The sequence below is a fragment of the Actinomadura rubrobrunea NBRC 15275 genome, assembly GCF_001552235.1.
GTDB classification, from domain to species: domain Bacteria; phylum Actinomycetota; class Actinomycetes; order Streptosporangiales; family Streptosporangiaceae; genus Spirillospora; species Spirillospora viridilutea.
Map to the genome: position 1 here is coordinate 24,273 of NZ_BCQU01000076.1, position 6,080 is coordinate 30,352.

5 protein-coding genes and 1 pseudogene are annotated in these 6,080 nt (G+C 76.8%); 4 read left to right on the plus strand and 2 right to left on the minus strand.

Translation table 11 applies throughout. The annotated features are described in order from the left end of the window. Positions 1 to 72: 72 nt before the first annotated feature. Both AR3_RS21585 and lnt read right to left on the minus strand, forming a co-directional pair. Positions 73 to 567: a DUF3145 domain-containing protein gene (locus AR3_RS21585; RefSeq protein WP_067916266.1), complete on the minus strand. Its 495-nt coding sequence runs from the start codon at positions 565 to 567 to the stop codon at positions 73 to 75. Between the two features lie 74 nt (positions 568 to 641). Continuing rightward, on the minus strand, positions 642 to 2,156 hold the full coding sequence (gene lnt / locus AR3_RS21590) for an apolipoprotein N-acyltransferase (RefSeq protein WP_217998687.1): 1,515 nt from the start codon (positions 2,154 to 2,156) through the stop codon (positions 642 to 644). 194 nt (positions 2,157 to 2,350) lie between these two features. On the opposite strand from lnt, the gene AR3_RS21595 reads away from it, so the two are divergent. From AR3_RS21595 to AR3_RS21610, 4 genes and pseudogenes are all read left to right on the plus strand, one after another. Further along, a complete protein-coding gene (locus tag AR3_RS21595) occupies positions 2,351 to 3,538 on the plus strand; it encodes a S8 family peptidase (RefSeq protein WP_067916268.1) in 1,188 nt (395 codons plus the stop codon). A gap of 79 nt (positions 3,539 to 3,617) precedes the next feature. After that, on the plus strand, positions 3,618 to 4,127 hold the full coding sequence (locus tag AR3_RS21600; protein ID WP_227023307.1) for an RNA polymerase sigma factor: 510 nt from the start codon (positions 3,618 to 3,620) through the stop codon (positions 4,125 to 4,127). 4 nt (positions 4,128 to 4,131) lie between these two features. Continuing rightward, positions 4,132 to 4,572 carry a hypothetical protein gene (locus tag AR3_RS21605; RefSeq protein WP_067916272.1) on the plus strand — a complete coding sequence of 147 codons (441 nt, stop codon included), beginning with the start codon at positions 4,132 to 4,134 and terminating at the stop codon, positions 4,570 to 4,572. Continuing rightward, positions 4,569 to 6,080 (plus strand): annotated as a pseudogene (locus tag AR3_RS21610) (hypothetical protein); the annotation flags it as partial. The gene AR3_RS21605 and the pseudogene AR3_RS21610, both read left to right, overlap by 4 nt.

The window sequence follows — 6,080 nt, forward strand, 5'->3', positions numbered from 1 at the left end:
AAGAGCGACGCGCGGCTGCTCCCGTGGTCGGAGCGGGCCGCGCGTCGGGAAGACGATGCCCGGCGTGTGGGGTCACACGGCGGCGTGGAGCCAGCGGACGGGCGCGCCGTCGCCCGCGCGCCGGAAGGGCTCCAGCTCGTTGTCCCAGGGGGTGCCGAGCAGGCGCTCCAGCTCGTGTTCGAGCGTGGTCTTGCCGACGGCGGCGTTGGCCATGACGGCGCGCAGCCGGTCCTCCGGGATCATGATGTCGCCGTTGGCTCCGATCACGGCCGTGAACACTCCGAGGGACGGGGTGAAGCTGTAGCGGACGCCGTCGCACCCGGGCGTGGCGTCCTCGGTGACCTCGAATCGCAGCAGCTTCCAGTTGCGCAGGGCGGACGTGATCGCCGCCGCGGTGCCGGGCCGACCCTCCCAATGGAGTTCGGCGCGCAGCGTCCCCGGGGCGGCTGCCTGGTCGGCCCATTCCAGAGAAACGGGCACGCCGAGAACGCCTGCGACGGCCCACTCGATGTGCGGGCTGAGCGCAGGCGGCGCGGAGTGGACGTAGAAAACGCCACGTGCGGTCACCGGACCTCCTGGATCTGTACCGAGGCTCGTCTTCCCCTACGGCCTCGTAAGCCCCAGGACGCGTTCCGCGTCAATCATTCTGCATCATCGACACCCGAGACACCACTGCGTGACCGCGGTTTGCCGAAGCGATGCGCCCGCGCGGCCGGGACGCGCAAGCGCCGCGACAGCGGACGAATCGGTCGCCCGCGCGGGGCGCCGTCGGGAGGCGGGCGGCGGACGGCGGCCAGCGCCGCGGCGGCGGTCACCAGCACGGCGAGGCGGCCCGTGTAATCGCCGTAGCGGTCGTACGGGGTGCGGGCCGCGGCGGGCGGCACCCGCAGCGCGACGACGACGGCGCCGCGGCGGTCGGTGTCCAGCCAGGCGAGCCGCCTGCCCTGCGCGTCGAAGGCGGCGGAGACGCCGGTGAGGGCGGTCTGCACGGCGGGACGCCCGGTCTCGGCGGCGCGGACGGCGGCGAGCGCGGCGTGCTGCGGCGGCGCCCAGCTGCCCTGGAAGGTCGAGGTGGACGACTGGTAGACCACGATCTGGGCGCCGCGCCGCACCACGGCGCGGCCGAGGTCGGGGAAGGCGGACTCGAAGCAGATCAACGGCCCGACGGTCGCCCCGCCGGCGCGCAGGACGGCGGTGCCGGTGCCGGGGACGCGGTCCTCGCCCGCGGCCCGGCTGACCCGGGTCAGCCAGCCGAACACCGGGCGCAGCGGAATGTACTCGCCGAACGGCACGAGCCGCGTCTTGACGTACCGGCCCTCGGGTCCATCGCGTCCGATGAGGACCGTGCTCTTGGAGATGCGGCCGGAGGCGTCGCGCGCGTCCTCGTTCACCAGCAGGTCGCCGCGCGCGGCCAGGGCGGTGAGGCGGGCGGCGACGTCGGGCCGCCGGGCCAGGTCGAAGCCGACGCTGCTCTCCCCCCAGACGATCAGGTCGACCGGCGGCAGCCCGGCGGTGATGCGCTCGCCCGCCGCCAGCCGCGGCCCGGGCCGGTGGACGACCCCGGGCTGCACCAGCGCGACGCGGACGGTGCGCTCGGCGGGCGGAGCGGACCGGAGCGCGAACACCACGGGACCGGCCAGCCCGATCGCCACGGCGGTGGCGAGCAGAGCCGCGCGGGCGCGCGGCAGCAGCAGGGCGAGCGCCACGGCCGTGTTGACGGCGACGAGCGCGAACGACACCAGCCAGACGCCGCCGACCGCCGCCAGGGCCAGCACCGTCGGGTGCCGCCACTGGGACGCGCCCAGCAGCGCCCACGGGCCGCCCAGGCGCGGCCAGGACCGCACCAGTTCGATGACCAGCCAGACGCTGGGCACCACGATCAGTGCCAGGACGGGATGCCCGGGCACGAGCCGTTTGATCGCGACTCCCCATCCCGCCCACATCGCGCCGAACGCCAGTGCGACGAGCAGCAGCCCCGGGCCGATGTTGGGGAGCGTCCAGTAGAGCGCGGCGATCAAGAAGCCGGCGCCGAACCACCAGCCGCGCAGCGCCGCCTCCCGCACGGTCGGAGCCCGGCTCATCAGCGCGATCCCCGGGACGAGCACCACCCACGCCAGCCAGCTCAGGTCGGCCCGGGGGAAGACGACCAGCGTCACCGCCCCTGCGAGGAGGGCGGCCGCGCGGGGTCGCGTCGCCCACGTCGGCATCCGGCGGCGCGGTGCCTCGGAGCTCCGCCGGGGACGGGTCTGCCGACGTCCGATCACTCCTCCAGTAAGGCACTCCCGCGGGGTGAACGCCACTCCGTCAGATTTCAGTGACAGAAAGTGCTCGCTACGGCACACTCGGTTAAATGTTCGACCAAGATTCCTGCCTCGAACGTCTGCTCGCCCGGCACGACGACGCCGTCGTGGTCGAGGCGGTGCCGGGACGCCCCGCCCTGATCCGGCGCGACCAGCTGCTCGTCGCGCCCCAGGACGCCCCCGTCGTGGCGGATCTCATCCGCCGCTGGCACGACTCCGGCGAGGACGACCACGGTGTCCACCGCATGCGCCTGCGTCCGGCGGCGCGCGTGGACGTGTGCGAGCTGGCGTCCCAGGTGGCCGGCGACCGCCGCCACCGGGAGCTGGCCGTCGCCCCCAACCACCTGGTGCAGGGCCAGCCGATGTGGTGGTCGGGTCCCGCCGACCTGCCCCGGGTCGCGGCCCCTGTCCCCGCTCCCAGTCCGCGTCTCGCCGCGCGGGAGACGACGGTGGCCGTGCTCGACACCGGCCTGTCCCCTCACCCCTGGTACGAGACGACCGACTGGTACGCCGAGCACGGCGACGACGCGGCCGAGGTGCTCGACGCCGACCTGGACTGCGAACTGGACGCGCAGGCGGGGCACGGCACGTTCATCGCGGGCGTGGTGCTGCAGCACGCGCCGTCGGCCCGCATCCGCGCGATGCGGGTGCTGGGCGGCGACGGCATAGGCGACGAGCTGGACGTGGTGCGGGCGCTGGCCCGGCTGGCCGCGTGGGGCGGCGCCGACGTGGTGAACCTGTCGCTGGGGTGCCACACCTACGACGACCGCCCCTCCCCCGTGGTGTCGCGCGCGCTGGCGCGGTTGCGGTCGTCGCGGCGCCGCCCCGTGGTGGTGGCGTGCGCGGGCAACACCGGCGGCGACCGGCCGTTCTGGCCCGCCGCGATGAAATCGGTGATCTCGGTGGCCGCCCTCGACACCCGGCGGGGCCGCGCCGACCGCGCCTGGTTCTCCAACTACGGCTGGTGGGTGGACGCGTGCGCGCCCGGTGTGGACGTCGCCAGCTGCTTCGTCCGGTTCGGCGAGTTCGACGGCTACGCGACGTGGAGCGGGACGTCGTTCGCCGCCCCCGCCGTGGCCGGGATGATCGCCGATCTGGCCGCCCAGGAGGACGTGTCGGCGGCCGAGGCGGCGGAGCGCGTGCTGAGCCCGGCGGACGCCCGCACCCTTCCCGACCTCGGCGTGGTCGTCATGCCGCAATCACGGGACGAGGTCCAGCGTGAGCCCGTCGGCGTCTAGGGGAGCGTCGGCGCCGCCCGAGCCGTCCGTGCCGTTGGCACCGTCCCGAGCGGCGGACGCCGCGTCGAGCGAGGAGCTCGTGAGACGGGCCTGTGACGGCGACGGCGACGCTTGGGCGGCGCTGACCCGGCGCTACACCGGCATGCTGTGGGCCATCGCCCGCTCCCACGGCCTGTCCCGGCCCGACGCCGCCGACGTGGTGCAGACCGTGTGGCTGCGCCTCGTCGAGCGTCTGAGCGGGTTGCGGGACCCGGGGCGGGTGGGCGCGTGGCTCGCCGTCACCACCGCCCGGGAGGCCGAACGCGCGCGGCTGCGGGCGGCGCAGTGGCCGCCCGCAGCGGCCGAGCGGCGGCAGCCCGCGGTCGAGCGTTCACCGGAGCGCGTCTACGGCACCCGGGAACGCCTCGGACGCGTCGCGAGGGCGCTGGAGGAACTGCCGGAACGATGCAGGCGGCTGCTGCGGCTGTTCGCCGCGTCCCCCAGCTACGCGGACGCGGCGGCGGCCCTCGGCATCCCCGTGGGCAGCGTCGGCCCCACCCGGGCGCGCTGCCTGTCCGCCCTGCGCCGCCGTCTGGGAGACGACTTCTGACGGGATGAACGAACAGGAGATTCTGACGGCGGTGCGGGCGGTGTTCGACGCCGTCGACCCGACTCCGCCGGACGTGCTGGCGGGGGCGCGGGCCGCGTTCCGATGGCGCGACCCCGGCGCCGCGCTGCTGGAGCTCGTCGGCGACGCCCTCCCGGAACGGACGGGGCTGCGCCGCGGCGGCGGGCCGCGCCTGCTCAGCTTCACGGGCGGCGACGTGAGCGTGCAGATCGAGGTGGCGGAGGAGACCGGCGGCCGCCGCGTCGTCGGCCGCCTCCTGCCTCCCGCCGCCGCCTCGGTGCGCGTGCGGCATCCGGGCGGCGAGCTGCCGTCCCGGACCGACGCGGCGGGGCAGTTCGTGGTCGACGGCGTGCCCGGCGGTCCGGTCAGCCTGCTGTTCCGGCTGCCCGACGGCGTCAGCGTCGTCACCAGCTGGGTGCGCCTGTGACCGACCTGCTGCGGCTGGCGGCGTCGGAGCCCGAACGCGCCTATGCGACGGCGCTGGCGGCCCTGCAGACGCAGCGCGACGCGGCGGCCCGTGTCACGGCGCTGCGGGCCGCCGCGCTCGCCGCCAAGGAGCTGGGGCGTCTGAACGAGGGGATCGAACTCCTCACCACGGCGTTGGAGACGGCCGCGGGCCTGCCCTACCAGGAGGCCCAGGTGCGGATGACGCTCGTGGGCCTGCTGGCCGCGCGCGGGGATCTGGCGGGGGCCCTCGCCGCCGCCGACCGCGCCGAGCCGCTCCTGCGGGGAGCCGACGCCGCGCGCCTCACCGCCAACCGGGCCTGCGCGCTGGCCAGGGCGGGCCGTCTCGACGAGGCGCTCGCCGCCATCCCGCGGCTGCGCTCGGGCGAGGACCCCGCCGCGCTGGCCGGGTTGCTGACCAACCTGGGCCTGGCCCGCGCGCTGAGAGGCGACCTGGGGCCCGCGGAGTCCGCGCTCACCGAAGCCGTGGAGGTCGCGGAGCGGGCCGGGCTGCGGCACCAGGCGGCGATGGCCCGGGGCAATCTGGCGTTCGTGGCGTCCCGCAAGGGCGACGTGCCGCTGGCCCTGCGCCTGTACGAGGTCGCCGAGGCCGACCTGACGGGCGAGCGGCTGGCCCAGGTGCGCCTCGACCGGGCCGAGACGCTGATCACCGCGGGTCTGCCCGGCGAGGCCCGACCGCTGCTGGAGCAGACCCTCGCCGACGCGGCGCGGCGCGGCTACGCCTGCGACGCCGCGGACGGGCTGCTGCTGCTCGCCCACGCCGAGCTGGCCGACGGGGACCCCGAACGGGCGGCCGCCACCGCCGAACGGGCCCGGGCCGCGTTCGCCGCCCAGGAGCGCCCCGGGTGGACGCTGGCCGCCGAGGCCCTCCTGCTGCGGGCGCGCTGGGCGGGCGGCGACCGTTCGCCGGTGTTCCTGCGCACGGCGACCGCCACCGCCGAGCGCCTGGCGCGGGGCGGCTGGGCGGAGGCGGCCGCCGAGGCGTGGATCATCGCGGCGCGCCTGTCCCTGGAACTGGGCCGCCCGGTCCGCGCCCTGCCCGCGGAGGTGGAACGGGCGCGCCGCCGCGGCCCGGCGGCGCTGCGCGCGGCCGCCTGGCACGCCACCGCGCTGGACCGCTGGGCGCGCGGGGACCGCCGCGGCACGGTCGCGGCGGTGTGGGCCGGCCTGCGGGTGGTCGCCGAGCACGCCGAGATCATGAGCGTGCTGGACCTGCGGTCGCACGCGGCCGGGCTCGGCGACGAGCTGGCCGGGTTCGCGCTGCGGCTGGCGCGTTCCGCGCGCGAGACGCTGCTCGCCGAGGAGCGGCGCCGGGCCGTGGCGCGGCGCCCCGTCGCGGTGCGTCCGCCGCGCGACCCGTCCCGCGCCGCCGCGCTCGCCGAGCTGCGCGCCGCCAGCGCCGCCCACGCCGCGGCCACGGCGGACGGCGCTCTCGCCCCCGCCGACCTGGCCGCGTCCGCCGAACGGCTC

Excerpts from the sequence above, each read along its gene's own strand:
- AR3_RS21605 (WP_067916272.1), top strand. The coding sequence starts at position 4,132 with ATGAACGAACAGGAGATTCTGACGGCGGTGCGGGCGGTGTTCGACGCC.
- AR3_RS21595 (WP_067916268.1), top strand. The coding sequence starts at position 2,351 with ATGTTCGACCAAGATTCCTGCCTCGAACGTCTGCTCGCCCGGCACGAC.